General features: G+C 70.8%; 22 protein-coding genes. 14 read left to right on the forward strand and 8 right to left on the reverse strand.

Translation table 11 applies throughout. The annotated features are described in order from the left end of the window. Positions 1–6 precede the first annotated feature (6 nt). The 3 genes from iolB to iolC are packed head-to-tail and all read right to left on the reverse strand — an operon-like array spanning position 7 to position 2,842. Entirely contained in the window at positions 7–918 is a 912-nt protein-coding gene (gene iolB / locus EJ357_RS41125) for a 5-deoxy-glucuronate isomerase (RefSeq protein ID WP_126396960.1), read from the reverse strand. A gap of 26 nt (positions 919–944) precedes the next feature. Then, complete coding sequence (locus EJ357_RS41130) at positions 945–1,832, reverse strand: Cgl0159 family (beta/alpha)8-fold protein (RefSeq protein WP_126396962.1); 888 nt, start codon at positions 1,830–1,832, stop codon at positions 945–947. 35 nt (positions 1,833–1,867) lie between these two features. Then, positions 1,868–2,842 carry a 5-dehydro-2-deoxygluconokinase gene (gene iolC / locus EJ357_RS41135; RefSeq protein ID WP_126396964.1) on the reverse strand — a complete coding sequence of 325 codons (975 nt, stop codon included), beginning with the start codon at positions 2,840–2,842 and terminating at the stop codon, positions 1,868–1,870. 304 nt (positions 2,843–3,146) lie between these two features. On the opposite strand from iolC, the gene EJ357_RS41140 reads away from it, so the two are divergent. The 5 genes from EJ357_RS41140 to EJ357_RS41160 are packed head-to-tail and all read left to right on the forward strand — an operon-like array spanning position 3,147 to position 8,117. Beyond that, a complete protein-coding gene (locus EJ357_RS41140; RefSeq protein ID WP_126396966.1) occupies positions 3,147–4,163 on the forward strand; it encodes a sugar ABC transporter substrate-binding protein in 1,017 nt (338 codons plus the stop codon). 5 nt (positions 4,164–4,168) lie between these two features. Then, positions 4,169–5,242: an ABC transporter permease gene (locus tag EJ357_RS41145; protein ID WP_175647709.1), complete on the forward strand. Its 1,074-nt coding sequence runs from the start codon at positions 4,169–4,171 to the stop codon at positions 5,240–5,242. A 5-nt stretch (positions 5,243–5,247) separates the two neighbouring features. Next, positions 5,248–6,162, forward strand: a complete 915-nt coding sequence (locus EJ357_RS41150) for an ATP-binding cassette domain-containing protein (RefSeq protein WP_126396970.1) — start codon at positions 5,248–5,250, stop codon at positions 6,160–6,162. 1 nt (position 6,163) lies between these two features. Continuing rightward, positions 6,164–7,066, forward strand: a complete 903-nt coding sequence (locus EJ357_RS41155) for a sugar phosphate isomerase/epimerase family protein (protein WP_126396972.1) — start codon at positions 6,164–6,166, stop codon at positions 7,064–7,066. Positions 7,067–7,091: 25 nt separating this feature from the next. After that, complete coding sequence (locus EJ357_RS41160; RefSeq protein ID WP_126396974.1) at positions 7,092–8,117, forward strand: Gfo/Idh/MocA family protein; 1,026 nt, start codon at positions 7,092–7,094, stop codon at positions 8,115–8,117. A 114-nt stretch (positions 8,118–8,231) separates the two neighbouring features. On the opposite strand, the gene EJ357_RS41165 is transcribed toward EJ357_RS41160, so the two are convergent. From EJ357_RS41165 to EJ357_RS41180, 4 genes are read right to left on the reverse strand one after another with little or no spacing between them, the layout of a single operon-like run. Further along, positions 8,232–9,254: a Gfo/Idh/MocA family protein gene (locus tag EJ357_RS41165; protein WP_126396976.1), complete on the reverse strand. Its 1,023-nt coding sequence runs from the start codon at positions 9,252–9,254 to the stop codon at positions 8,232–8,234. Next, positions 9,251–10,255: a Gfo/Idh/MocA family protein gene (locus tag EJ357_RS41170; RefSeq protein ID WP_126396978.1), complete on the reverse strand. Its 1,005-nt coding sequence runs from the start codon at positions 10,253–10,255 to the stop codon at positions 9,251–9,253. The genes EJ357_RS41165 and EJ357_RS41170 overlap by 4 nt, the downstream gene beginning before the upstream one ends. Positions 10,256–10,315: 60 nt before the next feature. Next, positions 10,316–11,092 (reverse strand): SDR family oxidoreductase, encoded by a 777-nt coding sequence (locus tag EJ357_RS41175; protein WP_126396980.1) that lies wholly within the window; start codon positions 11,090–11,092, stop codon positions 10,316–10,318. A gap of 17 nt (positions 11,093–11,109) precedes the next feature. Then, positions 11,110–12,273 carry a phytanoyl-CoA dioxygenase family protein gene (locus EJ357_RS41180; RefSeq protein ID WP_126396982.1) on the reverse strand — a complete coding sequence of 388 codons (1,164 nt, stop codon included), beginning with the start codon at positions 12,271–12,273 and terminating at the stop codon, positions 11,110–11,112. 118 nt (positions 12,274–12,391) lie between these two features. Between EJ357_RS41180 and EJ357_RS41185 the strand changes: the two genes are divergently transcribed. Both EJ357_RS41185 and EJ357_RS41190 read left to right on the forward strand, forming a co-directional pair. After that, complete coding sequence (locus tag EJ357_RS41185) at positions 12,392–13,420, forward strand: LacI family DNA-binding transcriptional regulator (RefSeq protein WP_126396984.1); 1,029 nt, start codon at positions 12,392–12,394, stop codon at positions 13,418–13,420. Positions 13,421–13,485: 65 nt separating this feature from the next. Then, positions 13,486–14,097 carry a TMEM175 family protein gene (locus tag EJ357_RS41190; RefSeq protein ID WP_175647710.1) on the forward strand — a complete coding sequence of 204 codons (612 nt, stop codon included), beginning with the start codon at positions 13,486–13,488 and terminating at the stop codon, positions 14,095–14,097. Between the two features lie 9 nt (positions 14,098–14,106). Here EJ357_RS41190 and EJ357_RS41195 read toward each other — a convergent pair whose 3' ends face one another. Then, positions 14,107–15,270, reverse strand: a complete 1,164-nt coding sequence (locus tag EJ357_RS41195) for a Gfo/Idh/MocA family protein (RefSeq protein ID WP_126396986.1) — start codon at positions 15,268–15,270, stop codon at positions 14,107–14,109. Positions 15,271–15,381: 111 nt separating this feature from the next. Between EJ357_RS41195 and EJ357_RS41200 the strand changes: the two genes are divergently transcribed. From EJ357_RS41200 to EJ357_RS41230, 7 genes are all read left to right on the forward strand, one after another. Then, a complete protein-coding gene (locus tag EJ357_RS41200; RefSeq protein ID WP_126396988.1) occupies positions 15,382–16,395 on the forward strand; it encodes a LacI family DNA-binding transcriptional regulator in 1,014 nt (337 codons plus the stop codon). 32 nt (positions 16,396–16,427) lie between these two features. Continuing rightward, positions 16,428–16,610: a hypothetical protein gene (locus EJ357_RS41205; RefSeq protein ID WP_126396990.1), complete on the forward strand. Its 183-nt coding sequence runs from the start codon at positions 16,428–16,430 to the stop codon at positions 16,608–16,610. 178 nt (positions 16,611–16,788) lie between these two features. Beyond that, positions 16,789–17,439 (forward strand): GntR family transcriptional regulator, encoded by a 651-nt coding sequence (locus tag EJ357_RS41210; RefSeq protein ID WP_126396992.1) that lies wholly within the window; start codon positions 16,789–16,791, stop codon positions 17,437–17,439. Between the two features lie 59 nt (positions 17,440–17,498). Continuing rightward, a complete protein-coding gene (locus tag EJ357_RS41215) occupies positions 17,499–18,248 on the forward strand; it encodes a PIG-L deacetylase family protein (RefSeq protein ID WP_126396994.1) in 750 nt (249 codons plus the stop codon). Next, on the forward strand, positions 18,245–18,955 hold the full coding sequence (locus EJ357_RS41220; protein ID WP_126396996.1) for a 4-carboxy-4-hydroxy-2-oxoadipate aldolase/oxaloacetate decarboxylase: 711 nt from the start codon (positions 18,245–18,247) through the stop codon (positions 18,953–18,955). The genes EJ357_RS41215 and EJ357_RS41220 overlap by 4 nt, the downstream gene beginning before the upstream one ends. After that, positions 18,952–20,076, forward strand: a complete 1,125-nt coding sequence (locus tag EJ357_RS41225; RefSeq protein WP_175647711.1) for a 4-oxalomesaconate tautomerase — start codon at positions 18,952–18,954, stop codon at positions 20,074–20,076. The genes EJ357_RS41220 and EJ357_RS41225 overlap by 4 nt, the downstream gene beginning before the upstream one ends. Then, a complete protein-coding gene (locus EJ357_RS41230; protein WP_126396998.1) occupies positions 20,057–21,007 on the forward strand; it encodes a catechol 2,3-dioxygenase in 951 nt (316 codons plus the stop codon). The genes EJ357_RS41225 and EJ357_RS41230 overlap by 20 nt, the downstream gene beginning before the upstream one ends. Positions 21,008–21,045 lie beyond the last annotated feature (38 nt).

Consider the following 21,045-nt stretch of genomic DNA (forward strand, 5'->3'; position numbering starts at 1 on the left):
GGGACCTCACTGGGACGGAGCGGTGTAGAGGGGCAGACGGGGGTCGACGGGCTGGTCCGGCCAGGTGCCGCGGATCCAGGCGTGGTCGGGGTGGTCGCAGATCAGCCAGGCGCGCTCGGCCTCGGGGCCTGCCATCACGTTGAGGTAGTACATGTGGTGACCGGGCACGGCCATGGAGGGCCCGTGCCAGCCGTCGGGGATCAGTACGACGTCACCGCCACGCACCTCGGCCAGCACATCGGTGCCCCGGCCGTGTCCGGACGGGGAGACGCGCTGGTAGCCGAGGCCGGGGGTGCCCTCGTGGTCGGCGAACTCGAAGTAGTAGATCTCCTCGAGGACAGACTCCTCGCCGGGCCGGTGCTCGTCGTGCTTGTGCGGCGGGAAGGACGACCAGTTGCCGCCCGGGGTGATGACCTCGACCGCGATGAGCTTGTCGCACTCGAAACCCTGTCCATCACCGCCTCCGGCGGGGGCCGCCGCGCCGAAGTTGTTCACCTGGCGGGAGGAGTTGCCCGTGCCGCGCAGCTCCACCGGCACCGACGACGCCGGTCCGTAGCGGGCGGGCAGCCGCCGGGAGCAGCGCGCGCCGGTCAGCGCGAACCGTCCGCCGCCGGTGGACGAGACGGTCGTACGGGCATCGCGCGGCGCGTAGGCGAAGTCGCTCACGCCGCTGAACACGCTGTCCCGGCCGGTCAGCCGGAACGTGTCATGGCCGAAATCGTCCGCGGTCTCCACCGTGCAGCCGCCGCTCAGCGGCAGCACGATCCACTCGCTGTCGCCGGTGTCGAAGGTGTGCGAGCCGCCGGGCGGAAGCTCCAGGACCTTCAGGCTGGAGTAGCCCCAGCCGGCCTTCTCGGGCGTGACGTCCACGACGTAGGGGCCGCCGAGCGCCTTTCCCGCGGGAAGGTGATACGTCATCGTGTTCCTCCGCCTCTCCATCCGTGTCACAACAGGCCGACGGCCGTGTCCACCGCCGTCTCCACGCTGCCCTCGGCCGGGTAGAGCAGCGAACGGCCGACGACCATGCCCTGGACGGTGGGGAGCTGGAGCGCCTTGCCCCAGCGCTCGTACGCCCCCGCTTGTTCTTCGGCGGAGCCCCCGACCTCACCCCCCAGCAGCACGACGGGCAGCGTGGACGTCTCCAGAACCTCGGCCATGTCCTCGGGGTCATCGGTGACGGGCAGTTTCAGCCAGGTGTAGGCAGAGGTGCCGCCCAGGCCCGACGCTATGGCGATCGACCTGGTGACGGCCTCCGCGGACAGGTCGTTGCGCACCTTGCCGTCGATCCGCCGGGAGATGAACGGCTCGACGAACAGCGGGAGCCGGAGCGCGGCCATGTCGTCGATGGCGCGGGCCGTGGTCTCCAGGGTGGTCAGCGAGCCCGGGTCGTCGTAGTCGATACGGACCAGCAGCTTGCCCGCGTCGAAGCGCAGCCGGTCGATGTCCTCGGCGCGGTGGCCGGTGAAGCGGTCGTCCATCTCGAAGGACGCACCGGCCAGGCCGCCGCGGTTCATGGATCCCATGACAACCTTGTCGTCGAGGACGCCGAGGAGCAGTAGGTCCTCCAGGATGTCGGCGGTGGCCAGCACTCCGTCCACGCCGGGCCGCGACAGCGCGACGCACAGGCGCTCCAGCAGATCGGCCCGGTTGGCCATGGCCAGCCGCCGGTCGCCGACACCGAGGGCGCCGCGGGCCGGATGGTCGGCGGCCACGATCATCAGGCGGCCGCTGTCACCGACCAGCGGACGGCGCACCCGGCGGGCGGCGGCCTCGGCGATCGCCTCGGGGTGCCGGGCTCTGACCGCGGTGAGGTCGGGGATGGTGATGCTCAAGGGAAGCTCCGTTTCAGGGATGGCTCGGCCGGGAGTCACGACGCCCGTGCGAGGAGGTCCTCGACCTCGGACTCGGTGGGCATCGCCGAGGAGCAGGCCAGGCGGGAGGCGACGAGGGCGCCGGCGGCGTTGGCGTACCGCATGGTTTCCGCCAGATCCCAGCCGGACAGCAGCCCGTGGACCAGCGAGCCGCCGAAGGCGTCGCCCGCGCCGAGGCCGTTGGCCACCTCGACCGGCACCGGCGGCACCTCGGCCTCCGTACCGTCGCGGTGCACCGCCAGCACGCCCCTGGGGCCCTGCTTGACGACCGCGAGCTCCACACCGGCGGCCAGCAGCGCCTCGGCGCAGGCGCGCGGCTCGCGCACCCCCGTGGCGACCTCGCACTCGTCGAGGTTGCCGACCGCGACCGTCGTGTGCCGCAGGGCCTCGGCGTAGTACGGGCGGGCCTCCTGCGGGTCGCGCCAGGCTGTGCCTTTCCAGAACGCCGGGCGCCAGTCGAGGTCGAAGACCGTGGTGCCCGCCTTGTCGCGCGCCTTGAGGGCGGCGAGGGTGGCGGAGCGGCTCGGCTCCTCGCTCAGGCCGGTGCCGGTGATCCAGAACACGCGGGCCGAGCGGATGGCCCAGTAGTCCAGCTCGTCGGAGTGTATCTCCAGGTCAGGCGCCTTAGGCTGCCGGTAGAAGTACAGCGGGAAGTCGTCCGGCGGGAAGATCTCGCAGAACGTCACCGGCGTCGGATACGCCGCGACGGGCGTCACCCAGCGGTCGTCGACACCGAAGTTCTTGAGGGCTTCGTGCAGGTAGGCGCCGAAGGGATCGTCGCCGGTGCGGGTGATCACGGCGGCGGTTCGGCCGAGCCGGGCGGCGGCGACGGCGACGTTCGCGGCCGAGCCTCCGAGGAATTTGCCGAACGTCTCCACCTGCGTCAGAGGTAGGCCAGACTGCAGGGGGTAGAGATCGACTCCTATCCTTCCCATCGTGATCAAGTCGAAGGGCTTGGCTGACTCGGCCATGCGTAACGCTCCTAGAGCTGGGCTGGGGGTGGGGCCCCCAGGGGGCCTGCCGCCTCCCAGGTGTAGGACGTGGAGGCCGACGCTGTCAATACTTTGTACTTACATTCGGACCTGCTTGTGAAATGATGTCTTAACAAAGTATTGACAGCGTGTGCATCCAGGGACTTGGATCCCGTCTCAGCGAAACCGCCGTGTTCCACGGCACACGACCCGGGCTCTCTCCCACTGGTCCGGGCCATCGATCCCAGTGATCGTCCCTTTCCCCCGTCGCAACACCCCCGTCGCACAGTGAGGTGCTGGAAAGATGGACCGCTCTTACTCTCGCTCCCGCAGACTGGCCCCCGTGGTGGCCGTGGCCGCAGCGGCAGCGCTGACGCTCGCCGGATGCTCCAGCAGCTCCGGCGGCAAGGAGGCCGAGGAGAGCGCGCAGGGCGCCTCCGCGGGCAAGGCCGACACTCCCCGTATGAAGGTCGCCCTGGTCACCCACCAGTCGCCCGGTGACACCTTCTGGGACATCGTCCGCAAGGGTGCCGAGGCCGCCGCCGCGAAGGACAACGTCGAGCTGATCTACTCGGCCGACCCGAACGCGGGCACCCAGGCCAACCTGGTCCAGAACGCGATCGACCAGAAGGTCGACGGCATCGCGATCACCCTCGCCAAGCCGGACGCCCTCAAGGACGTCGTGGCCAAGGCGAAGGCGGCGAACATACCCGTTGTCGGCCTCAACTCCGGTGTCAGCGAGTGGCAGAAGCTCGGCCTCATGGAGTTCTTCGGCCAGGACGAGACCGTGGCCGGCGAGGCGCTCGGCAAGCGGCTGAACGAGGCCGGCGCCAAGAAGGCCGTCTGTGTGATCCAGGAGCAGGGCAACATCGGCCTCACGCAGCGCTGCGACGGCGTGAAGAAGACGTTCGAGGGCACCACGGAGACCCTCAACGTCAATGGCACCGACATGCCGTCCGTGAAGTCGACGATCACCGCCAAACTCAAGCAGGAGAGCGACCTCGACTACGTCGTCACCCTCGGCGCCCCGTTCGCGCTGACGGCCGCGCAGTCGGTCGAGGAGACGGGCAGCAAGGCGAAGGTCGCCACCTTCGACCTCAACAAGCAGCTGACCGGAGCGATCAGCGAGGGCTCCATCGAGTTCGCCGTCGACCAGCAGCCCTACCTGCAGGGCTACCTGGCGATCGACTCCCTGTGGCTCTACAAGAACAACGGCAACTACATGGGCGGCGGCGAGCAGCCGGTGCTGACCGGCCCGGCCTTCGTCGACAAGACGAACGTCGAGACGATCGACAAGTACGCCGCGAAGGGAACCCGGTGACGAGCATGACCCAACAGGCTGAGCCGGCGGTGACCACACCGCCGGCCCCCGGCCCGGGCAAGGAGAAGGACGGGCGGACGGCCGAACGTCCCTTGGCGCTGAGGCTGTTGGCCCGACCCGAGGTCGGAGTGTTCCTCGGCGCGGTTGCGGTGCTGATCTTCTTCCTGATCACGGCGCCGCCGGTGCGCGACGGCAGCTCGATGGCCAACATCCTGTACCAGTCGTCGACGATCGGGATCATGGCACTGCCGGTCGCGCTGCTGATGATCGGCGGCGAGTTCGACCTCTCGGCCGGTGTCGCGGTGATCACCTCGGCGCTGACGGCGAGCATGATCAGCTACCAGCTGACGATGAATGTCTGGGTCGGCGTGATCGTCGCCCTGGTCGTGTCGCTGGGTGTGGGGCTGTTCAACGGCTGGATGCTGGTGAAGACCGGTCTGCCGAGCTTCCTGGTCACGCTGGGCACGTTCCTGATCCTGCAGGGCGTGAACCTGGCGGTGACCAAGCTGGTCACCGGCAACGTGGCCACGGACGACATCAGCGACATGGACGGCTTCGAGCAGGCCAAGGCGCTCTTCGCGTCGTCGTTCGATGTCGGCGGCGTCAACGTGAAGATCACGGTGGTGTGGTGGCTGGTCTTCGCGGCCATCGCCACCTGGGTGCTGCTGCGCACGAAGTACGGCAACTGGATCTTCGCGGTCGGCGGCAACCAGCAGTCCGCCCGCGCGGTGGGTGTGCCGGTGACCTTCACGAAGATCTCGCTGTTCATGCTGGTCGGCTTCGGTGCCTGGTTCGTCGGTATGCACCAGCTGTTCTCGTTCAACACCGTGCAGTCGGGTGAGGGTGTGGGCCAGGAGCTCATCTACATCGCCGCGGCGGTCATCGGCGGCTGTCTGCTGACCGGTGGTGCCGGTTCGGCGATCGGCCCGGTCTTCGGTGCGTTCATGTTCGGCATGGTGCAGCAGGGCATCGTCTACGCCGGCTGGAACCCCGACTGGTTCAAGGCGTTCCTCGGCGTGATGCTGCTCGGCGCCGTCCTGATCAATCTGTGGGTCAGCCGCACGGCGACCAGGAGGTGACCGCGATGACATCCACCAACGAAACCGGCACCCACGGCGCCGTCGTCGCCGACAAGGCCCCCGAGAAGGACGCCCCGATCGTCGAACTCCGCGGCGCCGGCAAGTCCTACGGCAACATCCGTGCCCTGCACGGCGTCGACCTGAAGGTGTTCCCCAGTCAGGTCACCTGTGTGCTCGGCGACAACGGCGCCGGCAAGTCGACGTTGATCAAGATCATCTCGGGTCTGCACCAGCACACCGAGGGCGAGTTCCTCGTGGACAACGCCCCCGTGCGGTTCACCACCCCGCGCGAGGCCCTCGACAAGGGCATCGCCACCGTCTACCAGGACCTCGCCGTGGTCCCGTTGATGCCGGTGTGGCGCAACTTCTTCCTCGGCTCCGAGATGACCAAGGGCCCCTGGCCGATCCGCCGCCTCGACATCGAGAAGATGAAGAAGACGGCCGACCAGGAACTGCGCAACATGGGCATCGTCCTCGACGACCTGGAACAGCCCATCGGCACCCTCTCCGGCGGCCAGCGCCAGTGCGTGGCCATCGCCCGCGCCGTCTACTTCGGCGCCCGCGTCCTCATCCTGGACGAGCCGACGGCCGCCCTCGGCGTCAAGCAGTCCGGTGTCGTGCTGAAGTACATCGCCGCCGCCCGCGACCGCGGCCTCGGCGTCATCTTCATCACCCACAACCCCCACCACGCCTACATGGTCGGCGACCACTTCAGCGTCCTGCGCCTCGGCACCATGGAGCTGAACGCCTCCCGCGACGAGGTCAGCCTCGAGGAGCTCACCAACCACATGGCGGGCGGCACCGAACTCGCCGCGCTCAAGCACGAGTTGGCGCAGGTGCGAGGCGTGGACGTCGAGGAACTCCCCGAAGCGGGAGACCTCACCGCACCCGTGGTGACGGCACCCGAAGGGAAGTCCTGACATGCCCCCTGTGCTGGACCGCATCCGGGTCGGCTCCGCCCCGGACTCCTGGGGCGTCTGGTTCCCCGACGACCCCGTACAGGTGCCCTGGGAACGCTTCCTGAACGAGGTCGCCGAGGCCGGCTACTCCTGGATCGAGCTGGGACCGTACGGCTACCTGCCGACCGACCCGGCCCGCCTCACCGACGAGGTGAACCAGCGGAACCTGAAGGTCTCGGCGGGTACGGTCTTCACCGGCCTGCACCGCGGCCCGTCCGTCTGGGAGTCCACCTGGGAGCACGTCAGCCAGGTCGCCGCGCTCACCCAGGCCATGGGGGCGAAGCACCTGGTCGTGATCCCCTCCTTCTGGCGGGACGACAAGACCGCCGAGATCCTGGAGCCGCCGGAGCTCACCGGCGAGCAGTGGGCTCACCTGACCAAGGGCATGGAGCGGCTCGGGCACGAGGTGAAGGAGACGTACGGCCTCGACATCGTCGTGCACCCGCACGCCGACACCCACATCGACACCGAGGCCCACGTCGAGCGCTTCCTTGACTCGACCGACTCCGAGCTGGTCAACCTCTGCCTCGACACGGGTCACTACGCCTACTGCGGCGGCGACAGCGTCAAGCTGATCGAGACCTACGGCGAGCGCATCGGGTATCTGCACCTCAAGCAGGTGGACCCGGAGATCCTCGCGGACGTCGTCAGGAACGAGGTTCCGTTCGGGCCGGCGGTCCAACGCGGCGTGATGTGCGAACCACCGTCCGGCGTACCGGAGTTGGGACCGGTCCTGGAGGCCGCGCAGAAGCTCAACGTGGACCTGTTCGCGATCGTCGAGCAGGACATGTACCCCTGCGAGCCGGACAAGCCGCTGCCCATCGCGGTGCGTACCCGCAAGTTCCTGAAGTCCTGCGGCGCCTGACGACCCGAAAGGACGGCCGATCGTCATGACCCAGCGTCCGGAAGCGCTCGGAGTCGCAGTCATCGGTACCGGAAAGATGGGTGCGGACCATGTGCGTCGCATCCAGGAGGTCACCAGCGGGGCACGGGTGACCGCCGTAGTGGACGTCGACGCGGAGCGCGCCAAATCGGTCGCGGCCCGCGTCGACGGCTGCACCGCCCACACAGACCCGGCCTCCGCGATGGCGGCGGCCGACGTCGACGCGGTGATCATCGCTTCCCCCGGCCCCGCCCATGAGGCGGCCCTGCTCACCGCCTTCGAGCATGATCTGCCGGTGCTGTGCGAGAAACCCCTCACCCCCGAGTCGGCGTCCGCGCTGCGCGTTGTGGAGGCCGAGCGGAAGCTGGGCCACCGCAGGGTCCAGGTCGGCTTCATGCGGCGCTACGACGCCGAGTACATGAAGCTCAAGGCCGTTCTGGAGACGGGCCAGTTGGGCAGGCCGCTCATGGTGCACAACCGGCACCGCAACGCCGCCAGCCCGCCCGGCTGGACCAGCGAGATGCTCATCAACGACTCGGTGACGCACGAGATGGACGTGACGCGCTGGCTGCTCGGCCACGAGATCACGGCCGTCACCGTGCTGGCCCCGACGCCCTCCGGGAACGCGCCGGACGGCATCCAGGACCCGCAGTTCGTGCTCTTCGAGACCGACGGCGGCGCCATCGTAGACGTCGAGATCTTCGTGAACTGCGGCTTCGGCTACCAGGTCCAGGCCGAGGTGGTCTGCGAGCGCGGCACGGCCCGCGTCGGCGACGGCCACGCCATGGTCACCAACGCGGCCGGCCGCTGGGGCGGCACCATCGCCCAGGACTTCGTCGAACGCTTCGTGGACGCCTACGACCGTGAGGTCCAGGCCTGGGTCGACGCCACCCGGCGCGGCGAGGTCGTCGGACCGAGCGCCTGGGACGGCTACGCGGTCGCCGCGGTGTGCGAGGCGGGCGTACGGTCGCTGCGGGACGGCGGCCGGGTCGCCGTTGAACTCGTCGACAGGCCCGCGCTGTACGGAGGATGACGGGTCGTCGGCTCCAACCCGACGCGCGCCGACGGCTTCGGCGACGACCCCGGGGCGGCAGGACGGCTGAGGGCCGGGGAGATGCTCCCCGGCCCCCGTTCTCGTACCTGCGGGTCAGCCCGCGAACGCCGTACGCGGCCGTGGCTCGAAGCCGGCCGCGCGGTACGCCTCGTCGATCAGCGTCATCGTGGCCAGCGCGTCCTCCGCGTCCAGTGCGAGGGGCGCGTCCCGGCGGATGTGCGCGGCGAACGCCTCCAGCTGGTAGGTGTACGACGAGCGCGTGCCCAGCCGCTCCGTCCGCTCGCCGTCCGCCGTACGCACCACGACCCGGTCGTCGCGGTGCGGCAGCACGAAGTTCGGCGCGAACGCCTCACCCTGCGAGCCGACGATCCGGCAGCTCATCTGAAGGCCGTCGTAGGCCATGTGGCAGCGCGCGGACGCGGTCGCCCCGCCGGGGAACTCCAGCTCGGCGTCCAGCCACTCGTCGACACCCGGCGCACCCGGCCGCTCCCCGCCGCGCGCACAGACGAGGCGCGGCGCCCCGCCCGCCCAGGGCGCGAGCATCCGCACCGCGTGCAGGCTGTAGCAGCCGAGGTCCATCACGGCGCCGCCCGCGAGCGGCAGCGACCAGCGCGGGTCGGCGTCACCCGGGGCGGGTATCGCCACCAGCGTCTCCACCCGCCGCAGTTCGCCGAGTTCGCCGCTCGCCAGGATCTCGTGCAGGCGCCGGGTGACCGGGTGGAAGAGGTAGTGGAACGCCTCCATGAAGACGGTCCCGGCCTTCGCCGCCGCCTGGAGCACCTCGGCCGCCTCCTCGGCGTTGCTCGCCGACGGCTTCTCCGACAGGACGTGCTTGCCGGCCGCGAGAGCGGCGAGGTTCCACGGCCCGTGCAGGCCGTTGGCGAGCGGGTTGTAGATCACCTCCACCTCGGGGTCGGCGAGCAGGTCGGCGTAGGAGTCCACCACCCGCTCCACGTCGTGCTCGTCGGCGAACGCCTCGGCGCGGGACCGGTCGCGCGCGGCCACCGCGACGAGGCGGTGGCCGGTCGTGCGGGCCGGGCCGACGAGGGAGAGCTCCGTGATGCGTGCCGCGCCCAGCACTCCGATGCGCAGCGGCTGCGGGCTCGTGTCGTTCATCCCTGCCGTACCTCCTCGATCGTCACCGGACGGTGCTCGTGCAGCGACAGTGTGCACGCATCGGCGATCCAGCCGGCCTCCAGGGCGTCCTCGATCGTGCACGGGGACGGCCGGGTGCCCGCCACGACCTCGGTGAACGCGGTGAGTTCGGCGCGGTAGGCGGCGGTGAAGCGGTCCATGAAGAAGTCGTGCGGGGTGCCGGAGGGGAAGGACACGCCGGGCTCGACCGACCTCAGCGGCAGCTTGTCCTCCAGGCCCACGGCGATGCTGTCCTGGAAGCCGTGGATCTCCATGCGGACGTCATAACCGCGGGCGTTGTGGCGGGAGTTGGACACCACCGCGATGGTGCCGTCGTCCAGGGTGAGGATCGCGCCGGTGGTGTCGGCGTCGCCCGCCTCCTTGATGTAGTCGGCGCCCTTGTTGCCGCCGACGGCGTACACCTCGGTCACCTCACGGCCGGTCACCCAGCGGATGATGTCGAAGTCGTGCACCGAACAGTCCCGGAAGATGCCACCGGAGGCGGCGATGTACGCGGCCGGCGGCGGCGCCGGGTCGAGCGTGGTCGAGCGGACCGTGTGCAGCTTGCCGAGCTCGCCGCTTTGCACGGCGGCGCGGGCGTTGACGAAGCCGGTGTCGAAGCGGCGGTTGTAGCCGATCTGGATCGGCACGTCGCTTCCCTGGACGGCCTTCAGCACCTCGACGCCCTCGCTCATGGTCCTGGCGACGGGCTTCTCGCAGAAGACGGGGATGCCCGCCTCGACGCCGGCCAGGATCAGCGCGGGGTGGGCGTCGGTCGCGGCCGCGACGACGATGCCGTCCACGCCGGCCGCCAGCAGGGCGTCGGGCGAGTCCACGACCTCGGCGCCGAACCGCTCCGCGGCGGCCTTGGCGGCGTCCGCGAACGGGTCGGTGACGACGAGGGAGTCGACCGCGTCGAGTCCGGAGAGGGTCTCGGCGTGGAAGGCGCCGATGCGGCCGAGGCCGAGGATGCCGATTCGCATGGGGGTGTTCGCTTCCTTGAGTACGGGTCTTGCGAGAGGTAGGTCAGGGGGGAGGCGGGCCTAGTCCATGCCACCCAGTACGTTCTGGTCCCAGTCGATCACCGAACCGGTGACCACACCGGACCGCTCCGACAGCAGGAACACCACGAAGTCGGCGATCTCGTCGGGCTGGCCCAGCTTGCCCATCGGCAGCCCGGCGGCAGCCGACTCGCGCCAGCCGTCTGCCGCCCCGTGGAAGGCCTTCTGCGTGGCGTCCTCGCCCTCGGTCGCCGTCCAGCCGATGTTCAGGCCGTTGATCCGGATCCGGTCCCAGCGGTGCGCGTGGGCGGCGTTGCGGGTCAGCCCGATGAGGCCGGCCTTGGCGGAGACGTACGGCGCGAGGAACGGCTGCCCGCCGTGTGCCGAGGTGGTGATGATGTTGACGATCGTGCCGGGCGCCTTGCGGGCCAGCATGTCCGTCACGGCGGCCTGCATGGCGAAGAACGGCGCCTTGAGGTTGATCGCGATGTGCTGGTCGAACAGCTCGGGCGTGGTGTCGAGCAGTGTGCCCCGCGACGTCAGCCCCGCGGAGTTGACCAGGCAGTCGATCCGCCCGTACGCGTCGACGACCTCGGCGACGGACGCCTTCGCTTGGTCGGCGTCGGAGAGGTCGGCCCGTACGAACATGGCCTTGGCCCCGTCGGCGGCCAGCTCGGCCACCAGCGCCTCACCGGGTTCGGTGCGCCGCCCGGTGACGGCCACGACCGCCCCCTCGCGCACGGCCGCCCGCGCGATGGCGGCGCCGACGCCCTGGCTGCCGCCGTTGACGAGGACGACCTTGTCGTCGAGAAGTCCCATGGGTGTTCCGGGTCCTTTCAGCTCAGGCGCCGCTCGGCGCCGGCCCGCAGCTCGTCCCGCAGAGCCTCGGGAGTCCATGCCTCGCGCAGCGCCCGCCGCACGACGTCCGCCTGGGCGGGCGGGGCCAGCCCGTCCACCGGCGGATCGCTGTCCAGGTTCGTGGGGAAGGGGTACCCTTCGGCGCTCGCGGCGATCACGTTCGCCGACCACGCCTCGTCCGCGCCCTCGCCCTGCCGCAGCAGCACCGGATAGACGGCGTTCGCGACCGCCTCGCGGTCCACCGTCTCCATCGCCCGGCCGAACGCGGAGGACACCTGGAGCAGGTTCGCCATGCGCCGGATGTCCGCCGACCGGTTGGTGCCGGCCGCGTGGAACAGCGCCGGGTTGAAGAAGGCCGCGTCGCCCTTGGCGAGCGGGAGCTGGACGTGGTGCGCCTCGAAGTACGCCTGGAACTCGGGCAGTCGCCAGGCCAGGTAGCCGGGCTCGTACGTCTGCGAGTACGGCAGGTACATCGTCGGCCCGGACTCCACCGGCATGTCGCAGTGCGCGACGGCGCCCTGGAGGGTGAGTACGGGGGAGAGGAGGTGGACGTGGGCCGGGTAGGCGGCCGCGGTCTCGTTGGAGAGGAAGCCGAGGTGGTAGTCGCGGTGCGCGGTCTGGGCGGCGCCGCCGGGGTTGACCACGTTCACCTGCGAGGTCACCTGGTAGCCGGGGCCGAGCCAGGCGGTCGAGACGAGCGCCAGGATGTCGTTGGCGTAGTAGTCGGCGAACGCCTGCGGGTCGTAGAGCGCGGCCTTCTCCAGCGCGTTCCAGACCCGGTCGTTGGCGCCCGGCTTGGCGAAGTGGTCCCCGGCGTTCGCGCCCGAGGCGCGCTGCTCGGCGATCAGCGCGTCGAACACGGCGCTGAGCCGGTCCACGATCACCGGGTCCGGGAAGGCGCCCTGGAAGACCACGATGCCGGGACCGTCGGTGAGGGCGCGGACCAGTTCGGCGCGCACCGCACGAGGGTCCCCCGCCCCGCGCAGGCGGTCGCTGTCGTAGAGCAGGACGCCCTGCTCCACGGCGGAGGCGTACGGGTAGTCGGTGAGGTCGGTGGTGCGCTCGACGAGGTCACGGAAGGCGCCGAGGTCGCAGTCCTGCTCGGACAGCCACGGACGGCGGTGAAGGGACGTGTAGGACATCGGCGTCCTCTCGGTGACAGCGGCGACTCAGCGCTGTCATTCTTGTCATGACAATCCCGTCGAACAACCAGCAGGGGGCCATCAAAAACCCCTCAGGACCAACCCCGGGAGCAGCCCCATGGGTCACCCCTTCCCGATCCGGGAGATCGCACGTCAGGCAGGCCTCAGCGAGGCCACCGTCGACCGGGTCCTGAACGGCAGGGGAGGGGTGCGGGAGAGCACCGCGCGGGAGGTGCGGCAGGCCATCGCCGACCTGGACCGGCAGCGCACCCAGGTCCGGCTGGTGGGCCGTACGTTCATGATCGACATCGTGATGCAGACGCCGGACCGGTTCTCCACCGCCGTCCGGGCCGCCCTGGAGGCCGAGCTGCCGGGCCTGCACCCGGCCGTCGTGCGCTCGCGGTTCCACTTCCGGGAGACGGGCCCGGTCGAGGAGCTGACGCGGACGCTGGACCGCATCGCCCGGCGCGGTTCGCAGGGAGTGATCCTCAAGGCGCCGGACGTCCCCGAGGTCGCGGCAGCCGTCGTGCGGCTCGCGGAGGCCGGGATACCGGTGGTCACCCTGGTGACCGACCTGCCGTCCACGCCGCGCCTCGCCTACGTCGGCATCGACAACCGGGCCGCCGGGGCGACCGCCGCGTACCTGATGGGCCAGTGGCTCGGCGACCGGCCCGGCCATGTCCTCACCAGCCTCAGCAGCGGCTTCTTCCGCAACGAGGAGGAGCGCGAGATGGGCTTCCGCAGCGCCATGCGCGCCCGGCACCCCCAGCGCACGCTGGTCGAACTGGCCGAGGGACAGGGCCTGGACGCCACCCAGTACGACCTGGTGCGGGCCGCCCTGGAGCGCGATCCGCAGATCCGCGCGGTCTACTCGATCGGCGGCGGCAACATCGCCACCCTGCGGGCCTTCGAGGACCTGGGCCGCGAGTGCGCGGTGTTCGTCGCGCACGACCTCGACCACGACAACACCCGCCTGCTGCGCGAGCACCGTCTGTCCCTGGTCCTCCACCACGACCTGCGCCAGGACATGCGCGAGGCCTGCCACATCGTCATGCGGGCCCACGGCGCGCTGCCGCCCGCGGGGCCCACGCTGCCGTCGGCGATCCAGGTGGTGACGCCGTACAACATGCCCACGCCCATCGGGTGACGATCGTGGGTGCGCGCCTGGCGTGTACGCCCGCTCGACGGGCCCGGCTCCCTACCGTCGTGCGCATGTGGAAATCGAATCCGGACGGCGGGCCCGAGCGGCTGGTGGCGCTCGCCGACGGCGTGTTCGCCATCGCCATCACGCTGCTCGTCCTGGACTTCTATGTGCCACGGGGTCTCGACACGGCGCAGTATCACGCCGCCCTGCACGAACTGATCCCGAACTTCGGTGCCTACGCGCTCAGCGTGCTGGTGCTCGGCGTCTTCTGGCGCGAGCACCGGCGGATCTTCGGCTTCGTCCGGCAGATCGACGGGCAGGTGATCACGCTGTCGATCGTGGGCCTGAGTGTCGCGGCCCTGGTGCCCTTCCCCACCAAGCTCATCGCCGAGTACGGCAGGGAACCGGCCTCGGTCGCCATCTACGCGGGAGCGGTCGCCGCCCTCGGCGCCGCCCACCTGGCGCTGCTCGTCCTCCTGGCCCGGCGCCCCTGGCTGCGCGGCGAGGCGGCACCACCGGAGGGCTTCCGGCTCTTCGCGGCCGACCTCGCGGTGACGGTGGTGGTGTTCCTGCTCAGCGTCCCGCTCGCGCTGGTCGTCGGCGCCGCGGCCATGTGGCTCTGGCTCGCCATGGCCCCGGTCAAGGTGGTCCTGGGGCTGCGGGCCGACAGGGCGCGCTGACGCCGGCCGTCACGCCTTCGGGGCCAGGTCCACCCACGCGCCGCTCTCAGCCGACCGCACCATCGCGTCCAGTACGGCGGCGCTGTGCACGGCGTCCTCGACGGTGGCCCCGTGCGGGACGCCCTCGGCGACGGAGCGCAGGAAGCGGGACGCCTCGATGACCTTGAGGTCGTCGTAGCCCATGGCGTTCGCCGCGCCCGGCTGGAAGGCGCCGAACTCGCCGTCGCCCGGGCCGACGTAGACGGTGCTGACGGGCTGGTCCTGGTAACTGGTGCCGCGGCTGACGCCGAGCTCGTTCATGCGGCGGAAGTCCCAGAAGACCGCGCCCTGGGTGCCGTGCACCTCGAAGCCGTAGTTGTTCTGCTCGCCGACCGATACCCGGCAGGCCTCCAGGACACCGCGGGCGCCCGAGGCGAAGCGCAGCAGACAGTTGACGTAGTCCTCGTTCTCGACCGGGCCGAGCTCGCCGCCCGTGGCCAGGGTGTGGCCGGCGGTGGCGCCGGTGGGGCGGGCGCGCTCGGGGATGAAGACGGCGGTGTCGGCGGTCAGGGAGGCGATGTCGCCGAGCAGGTACCGGGCCAGGTCGGCGCCGTGCGAGGCGAGGTCGCCGAGGACGCCGCTGCCGCCGCGCTCCTTCTCGTACCGCCAGGTCAGGGCGGAGTCGGGGTGGGCGGCGTAGTCGCTGAAGAGGCGGACGCGGACGTGGGTGACGGTGCCGATCCCGCCGGAGGCGATGAGTTCGCGGGCGGCCTCGACGGCGGGCGCGTTGCGGTAGTTGAAGCCGACCGCGCCCTGGACACCGGCCTTGGCGACGGCGTCGGCGACCGCCCGCGCGTCGGCGACCGTCAGGCCGACCGGCTTCTCGATCCAGATGTGCTTGCCGGCCTCGGCCATCGCCACGCCGATCTCGCGGTGCAGGAAGTTCGGGGCGGTGATGGAGACGGCCTGCACCCGTGGGTCGGCGGCGATCTCGCGCCAGTGGCGGGTCGTGGCGGCGAACCCGAACTGCGCGGCGGCCTCCTCGGCCCGGCCCGGCACGTCCTCGGCGATCGTCACGAGCCGCGGACGCAGGGGCAGATGCGGGTAGTGGTGCGGCAGGCGGGCGTACGCCTGGGTGTGCACCCGGCCCATCCAGCCGAACCCGACGACGGCGACACCGAGCGAATCCACCATGACAGCCCCTCTTTGGACCGGTCCATTTTCTGTCCAGGCCACACTGGGGGCCATATCCGCTCGATGTCAACCTTTTGACAAGGTGCACGCCGCCGTGGAACGGTCCATCCCATGAGACCGCCGACGATCCGCGACGTGGCCGACCGGGCCGGCGTCTCCAAGTCGCTGGTCTCGCTGGTCCTGCGCGGCTCCGACCAGGTACGCCCGGAGAAGCGCGACGCCGTCCTGCGGGCCGTGCGCGAGCTCGGCTACCGGCCCAACACCGCCGCGCGCAGCCTCAGCGAACGGCGCACCCGCACGGTCGGCGTCCTCCTGAACGACCTGCGCAACCCCTGGTTCGTCGACATGCTCGACGGCCTCAACTCGCTGCTGCACGACAACGGCCTGCACATGCTGCTCGCCGACGCCCGCCTCAACCGCCGTACCGGCCAGGACCCGGCGGGCCCGTTGCTGGACCTGGGGGTCGACGGCCTGGTCGTGGTCGGCACGCTGCCCGACCCGGCCGCGCTCGGCACGGTGGTCGAGCGGATGCCGGTCGTGGTGGCCGCCGCCCGCGAGCCGGTGCCGGCCGGCGTCGACGTCGTGGCGGGCGACGACGAGCGGGGCGCCCGCCTCGTCGCCGAGCACCTCATCGGCCTCGGGCACCGGCGGATCGCGCACATCGCGGGGTACGGGGCGGTGGGCGAGCTGCGCCGCCGCAGCTTCGAGGCGACGTTGCGGGAGCACGGCCTCGCGCACGAGGCGGTCGTCGAGCCCAGCGACATGACCGAGGAGGGCGGTTACCGCACCACCGTCCGGCTGCTCAGCCGCCCCGAGCGGCCCACCGCCGTCTTCGCCGTCAACGACATCGCCGCCATCGGCGCGCTCTCCGCCGCCGAGGAGTTGGGGCTGCGCGTCCCGCGCGACCTGTCCGTCGTCGGCTACGACAACACGAGCATCGCCCGCCTGCGCCATGTGTGGCTCACCACGGTCGACAACACCAGCCACGAGGTCGGCCGCCGGGCGGCCCGCTGTCTGCTCGACCGGTTCGAGGGCGCCGGGGGAGCGGGCCAGATCCATCTCGCGGTCCCCGCGCTGGAGATCCGCGGAACGACGGCGGCTCCCGGAGCCACCGAATCCATGTGACGTAGGCCATCTCCGGTTGAGGAGGGGCGACCGTGAAGGACCGGGCGAAGACCGAGGAGTTGCTCGGCACCTCGGACCTGCGGGTGAGCGCCACGGCGACGACATGGCGGCACGTGGAGGCCGAGTACGTCGACGTCGTCGACGACATCCTGGCGACGCCGGCTCCCAGTGGGCCGTACGCGTACACCATCAGCCCCAGCGTGGAGGGGGGGTAGGGAACTCCCCACGCAGGGGGCGGACCCAGCGCGCACACCGGCACGGTACGGACCGGCTGAGGATCGGCCGACGTCGGACAGTTGCGGAGCCCTGGCGCCGGAGATTCAGCCGACAAAATTGTTGACAATTATGTTTGACTAGATTTACGTTCGACAGGCACTCACTCAGGGAGGGCACATGCCGAACGAAGCCCGTCCGAGCACCGGAGAGCAGGCCAAGCGGCACGCGCTCGCGCAGCTGCGGCAGGCGATCCTGCAGGGCGAGATGGCCCCGGCACAGCGGCTGGTGGAGAACGAACTCGCCGAACAGTTCGGTGTGACACGGGCCAGCATTCGCGCTGCACTCATCGACCTGGAGGCCCAGGGCCTGGTCGAGCGGATCCGCAACCGCGGTTCGCGGGTGCGGGTGGTGAGCGTCGAGGAAGCGGTCGCCATCACCGAGTGCCGCATGGCCCTGGAGGGGCTCTGCGCGGCCAAGGCCGCCGTCACGGCCAGTGACGAGCAGCTGGCCCGACTCGCCGACCTGGGCACGGCCATGACCAAGGCCGTGGCCGACGGCGAGCCGATGACGTACTCCGAGCTCAACCAGGAACTGCACGCCAGGATCCAGGAGTTCTCCGGTCAGCGGACCGCCGTGGAACTCCTGGAGCGGCTCCACGGCCAACTGGTGCGCCACCGCTTCCAGTTGGCGCTGCGGCCGGGACGTCCGCAGCACTCCCTGAATGAGCATCTGGCGATGATCGAGGCGATCACGGCCAGGGACCCGCAGGCGGCCGAGGCGGCCGTCCGCGCCCATCTCACCAGCGTGATCGAGGCGTTGCGCGACTGACGCGGAAGCGCCGGACGAGGGGGAGGCGGGCGTCCACCTGTCCACCAAGGAGAGCAGTAATGACTCAGGCCAACGCGCCCGCCACCCCACGCTCCACCCTCGTCATCACCGCACACGCCGGGGACTTCGTGTGGCGGGCGGGCGGGGCCGTCGCCCTGTCCGCCGCCCGGGGCGAGGTGGTCACCATCGCGTGCCTGACCTTCGGCGAGCGCGGCGAGTCCGCCAAAGCCTGGCGCGAGGGCAGGAAACTGGCGGAGATCAAGGCGATACGGCGCGACGAGGCCGAGCGAGCCGCCGCCACCCTCGGCGCCGAGGTCCGCTTCTTCGACGCCGGCGACTACCCGCTGACCGCCACGGCCGAGCTGACCGACCAACTCGTCGCCGTCTACCGCGAGACCCAGCCCGACGTCGTCCTCACCCACCCCACCGAGGACCCGTACAACAGTGACCACCCGGCCGCCAACAGCATGGCCCTGCAGGCCCGGATCCTCGCCCAGGCCATCGGCTACCCCGGCGACGGCGACATCATCGGCGCCCCGCCCGTCTTCTACTTCGAGCCGCACCAGCCCGAGATGAGCGGCTTCCGGCCCGAGGTCCTGCTCGACATCACCGAGGTGTGGGACACCAAACGCAAGGCCATGGAGTGCCTCGGTGCCCAGCAGCACCTGTGGGACTACTACACCGACCTCGCCGTACGCCGCGGCGTCCAGCTCAAGCGCAACGCCGGACCCAACCTGGGCCTGGCCCACCGGACCCTGGCCGAGGCGTACATGCGCCCCTTCCCGCAGATCGCGAAGGAGCTGGCATGAGCGGCGTGATCGTCACCGACCCGCCGAAGGCGGAGCTGAAGGACGTCGACGCGCTGGCCGGCTTCGGCGTGGCGACGGTGAGCGAGGCGATGGGCCGAACCGGCCTGCTGGGCCCGGGGATCCGCCCGATCCAGCAGGGCGTACGAGTCGCGGGCACGGCCGTCACCGTGCTCGGCCGGCCAGGCGACAACCTCATGATCCACGCCGCCGTGGAGCAGTGCGGCGAGGGCGACCTCCTGGTCGTCACCACCACCTCGCCGTGCACGGACGGCCTGTTCGGCGAGCTGTTCGCGACCGCCCTGAAGCAGCGCGGGGTGCGCGCAGTCGTCCTCAACACGGGCATCCGCGACACCCAGGAGCTGCGGAAGTCGGGCTTCGCCGCCTGGTCCCGCGCGGTCTCCGCGCAGGGCACCGTCAAGGCCACCGGCGGCTCGGTCAACGTGCCGATCGCCATCGACGGCCAGGTGATCCGACCCGGCGACGTGATCCTCGCCGACGACGACGGCGTCGTGGTCGTCCCCCGTGAGCGGGCTCGCGAGACGGTCGCGAAGTCCGAGGCCCGCGAGGCCAAGGAGGCCGCGACGCGCGCCGCGTTCCTCGACGGCCAACTGGGCCTGGACCGCTACGGGTTGCGGGAGACGCTGGTGCGGCTCGGCGTGACCTACAAGTCCTACGACGAGTATGTGCGCGAGGAGGCCGGGTCGTGACCGGGCCCACGGAGCTCCGCTGCATGCTGATGCGCGGCGGCACCTCCAAGGGCGCCTACTTCCTGGCCGAGGACCTCCCCGCCGAACCCGCCCTGCGCGACGCGCTGTTGCTCCGCGTGATGGGCAGCCCCGACGAACGGCAGATCGACGGCCTGGGCGGCGCCCACCCGCTCGCCAGCAAGGTCGCGGTGGTCTCGCCCTCGTCGGACCCGGCGGCCGATGTCGACTACCTGTTCCTGCAAGTGGCCGTCGGCAAACCAGAAGTGAGTGTCCGTCAGAACTGCGGGAACATCCTCGCTGGCGTAGGGCCGTTCGCCGTGGAACGCGGCCTGGTCCCGGCGGGGGAGGAGCGGACCTCCGTACGCATCCGCATGGTCAACACCGGCGACCTCGCCACCGCGACCTTCCCGACGCCGGGCGGCCGCGTCGACTACACGGGGGGCACCGAGATCTCGGGCGTGCCTGGTACGGCCGCCGCGGTGGTGATCGAGTTCCCGGCGGGCGCGGGCAGACTGCTGCCCACGGGCCGCCCACGGGACATGATCGACGGCATCCCGGTGACCTGCGTGGACAACGGCATGCCGACGGTGCTGATGACAGCGGACTGCGTGCAGGTCACCGGCTACGAGACCCCCAAGGACCTGGAGGAGGACCTGAAGCTCGCCGACCGGCTCCGCGAGATCCGGCTGAAGGCGGGCCACTTGATGGGCCTGGGCGACGTGTCGGACACGACCGTCCCGAAGCTCACCCTCCTCGCCCCGCCCCGGCACGGCGGCGCAGTCACCACCCGCACCTTCATCCCGGTCCGCTGCCACACCTCGATCGGCGTGCTCGGCGCGGCGAGCGTCGCCGCCGGACTGCGCGTCGAAGGCGGCGTCGGTGCGGAACTCGCGCGACTGCCCGCCGAAGGCGACCCCATCCGCCTCGAACACCCCGCAGGTTTCCTGGACATCGACAGCAGTCTCACCACCGACCCCGACGGCCTGCCCGTCGCCCGCCGCACCGCCGTCGTCCGCACGGCCCGCAAGATCTTCGACGGCACCGTTTTCCCCGGCCCGCCGAGACGGCCCCGATCCCCGCACATTCCCCTGGAGGCCCCCGATGACCCCGCCGCTCGGTGACATCGCCCACATCGGCCACGCCCAGCTGTTCTCCCCGGACCTGGACGCCAGCGTCGCCTTCTTCACCGACTATGTCGGGCTCACCGTCAGCGGCCGGGAAGGCGACACCGTCTACCTGCGGACCTTCGACGACTACGAGCACCACAGCCTGGTCCTCACCGCCCGCGACCGGCCCGGCCTCGGCAGGCTCGCCCTGCGCACCTCGAGCGAGGAGGGACTGCACCGCCGTATCAAGGCCGTCGAGGCCGCCGGCGGCTCCGGCAAGTGGGTCGAGGACGAGCCCGGCATCGGCAGGCTGTACCTCACCACCGATCCCGACGGGCACGAGCACGCCCTGTACTGGGAGAGCGAGTACTACAGGGCACCGGACGAGCTGAGGCCGGCGCTGAAGAACCAGCCGCAGGCCAAGCCCAACCGGGGTGTGGGAGTGCGGCGCCTGGACCACGTCAACTTCCTCGCCGCCGACGTGCTCGCCAACGCCGAGTTCCAGGAGCGGGTGCTGGGCGCCCGGCCGACGGAGCAGATCCAGCTGAACTCCGGGAAGATCGCGGCCCGCTGGCTGACCTTCACCGACAAGTCGTACGACGTCGTCTACACCTCGGACTGGACCGGCTCCACCGGCCGGCTGCACCACATCGCCTTCGCGACCGACACCCGTGAGGAGATCCTGCGCGCCGCCGATCTCGCCATCGACAGCGGCGTGTTCATCGAGACGGGCCCGCACAAGCACGCCATCCAGCAGACGTTCTTCCTGTACGTCTACGAGCCCGGCGGCAACCGCGTCGAGCTGTGCAACCCGCTCACGCGCCTCGTGCTGGCCCCGGACTGGCCGCTGATCACCTGGACCGAGGCCGAGCGGGCCAAGGGGCAGGCGTGGGGCCTGAAGACGATCGAGTCCTTCCACACGCACGGGACGCCCCCGGTCGCCTGACGCGCCCGTTCCCTCATTCTCCGGACGCCCGGAGCCGT

The organism is Streptomyces cyaneochromogenes (assembly GCF_003963535.1).
In the GTDB taxonomy this organism is placed as follows: Bacteria; Actinomycetota; Actinomycetes; order Streptomycetales; family Streptomycetaceae; genus Streptomyces; species Streptomyces shaanxiensis.

Bases quoted from the DNA above. Each gene is read 5' to 3' on its own strand.
- EJ357_RS41210 (WP_126396992.1), top strand. From the start codon at position 16,789: ATGCCGAACGAAGCCCGTCCGAGCACCGGAGAGCAGGCCAAGCGGCAC.
- EJ357_RS41215 (WP_126396994.1), top strand. From the start codon at position 17,499: ATGACTCAGGCCAACGCGCCCGCCACCCCACGCTCCACCCTCGTCATC.
- EJ357_RS41140 (WP_126396966.1), top strand. From the start codon at position 3,147: ATGGACCGCTCTTACTCTCGCTCCCGCAGACTGGCCCCCGTGGTGGCC.
- iolB (WP_126396960.1), bottom strand. From the start codon at position 918: ATGACGTATCACCTTCCCGCGGGAAAGGCGCTCGGCGGCCCCTACGTC.
- EJ357_RS41150 (WP_126396970.1), top strand. From the start codon at position 5,248: ATGACATCCACCAACGAAACCGGCACCCACGGCGCCGTCGTCGCCGAC.
- EJ357_RS41230 (WP_126396998.1), top strand. From the start codon at position 20,057: ATGACCCCGCCGCTCGGTGACATCGCCCACATCGGCCACGCCCAGCTG.
- EJ357_RS41185 (WP_126396984.1), top strand. From the start codon at position 12,392: ATGGGTCACCCCTTCCCGATCCGGGAGATCGCACGTCAGGCAGGCCTC.
- EJ357_RS41220 (WP_126396996.1), top strand. From the start codon at position 18,245: ATGAGCGGCGTGATCGTCACCGACCCGCCGAAGGCGGAGCTGAAGGAC.
- EJ357_RS41160 (WP_126396974.1), top strand. From the start codon at position 7,092: ATGACCCAGCGTCCGGAAGCGCTCGGAGTCGCAGTCATCGGTACCGGA.
- EJ357_RS41145 (WP_175647709.1), top strand. From the start codon at position 4,169: ATGACCCAACAGGCTGAGCCGGCGGTGACCACACCGCCGGCCCCCGGC.
- EJ357_RS41180 (WP_126396982.1), bottom strand. From the start codon at position 12,273: ATGTCCTACACGTCCCTTCACCGCCGTCCGTGGCTGTCCGAGCAGGAC.
- EJ357_RS41200 (WP_126396988.1), top strand. From the start codon at position 15,382: ATGAGACCGCCGACGATCCGCGACGTGGCCGACCGGGCCGGCGTCTCC.
- EJ357_RS41170 (WP_126396978.1), bottom strand. From the start codon at position 10,255: ATGCGAATCGGCATCCTCGGCCTCGGCCGCATCGGCGCCTTCCACGCC.
- EJ357_RS41190 (WP_175647710.1), top strand. From the start codon at position 13,486: ATGTGGAAATCGAATCCGGACGGCGGGCCCGAGCGGCTGGTGGCGCTC.
- EJ357_RS41195 (WP_126396986.1), bottom strand. From the start codon at position 15,270: ATGGTGGATTCGCTCGGTGTCGCCGTCGTCGGGTTCGGCTGGATGGGC.
- EJ357_RS41165 (WP_126396976.1), bottom strand. From the start codon at position 9,254: ATGAACGACACGAGCCCGCAGCCGCTGCGCATCGGAGTGCTGGGCGCG.
- EJ357_RS41155 (WP_126396972.1), top strand. From the start codon at position 6,164: ATGCCCCCTGTGCTGGACCGCATCCGGGTCGGCTCCGCCCCGGACTCC.
- EJ357_RS41175 (WP_126396980.1), bottom strand. From the start codon at position 11,092: ATGGGACTTCTCGACGACAAGGTCGTCCTCGTCAACGGCGGCAGCCAG.
- iolC (WP_126396964.1), bottom strand. From the start codon at position 2,842: ATGGCCGAGTCAGCCAAGCCCTTCGACTTGATCACGATGGGAAGGATA.